Raw genomic sequence first — 710 nt, forward strand, 5'->3', positions numbered from 1 at the left:
TCACCTTTTTTAAAGGTCACAGGATAAGGTTCCACGTCTTCATAATTCACGTGCAAATGCCCTAGTTCACGCCCTGCTGTTACAAACTTCCAAAAATCTTCAGCACTCTTTACACAAGGGATACGAGGCAATTCTTTAGAGAGGTTATTGGCATAACGGGCGCGATAATCTTCCGAATGAAGTAAACCGTAAACATAATAGAATAGATCATCTTTAGTGATAGTCTCATCAGGATAAGCGGCTTTAAAATGTGCTAAGCCTTCATCAGTGAGTGCATCACGCCGTTGTAAACCAACCGTTTCATCGTTTTTTATAGAGCTTTCGAATAAATGGGACTGCTTTTTATTTTTATCTTTTGAAACCGTAGCATCTTCGTAAAAGTACCTTGGAAAGCATTGACCAGCCTCTATTGACGCTAAATTAGGCATAATATTAGTCATGAGTACAGAAAAGCCACTTCTTGCCCCAACTCCTGTAACCTGTATCACTCTATTTTCAACGGCTTGTCTCATCGGGAATATATGCGGCATTTGATAAACTCTCTCATTGAGAGTGCGATTATAATAAAGCCACTGTCGTGTAAAAGGACGGTAAAGGCTTTTAACTAAGCAACTACTTTCAAATTCGGAAACATTTCCTCTTACCAGTTCTTGTTTGAGACTACTACTCCAGCTAATTTTACTTGCATCTGAATTCACGAAACTGTCTAA

Annotated in this window: 1 protein-coding gene; it reads right to left on the reverse strand. The window is 39.0% G+C overall.

Annotated elements, in window-relative coordinates:
* Window positions 1–710 (reverse strand): type ISP restriction/modification enzyme (locus tag BN338_RS09740; RefSeq protein WP_341872031.1); only part of this gene is annotated, 710 nt, incomplete at both ends.

The sequence above is a fragment of the Bartonella queenslandensis AUST/NH15 genome, assembly GCF_000312585.1.
Classification (GTDB): Bacteria; Pseudomonadota; Alphaproteobacteria; order Rhizobiales; family Rhizobiaceae; genus Bartonella; species Bartonella queenslandensis_A.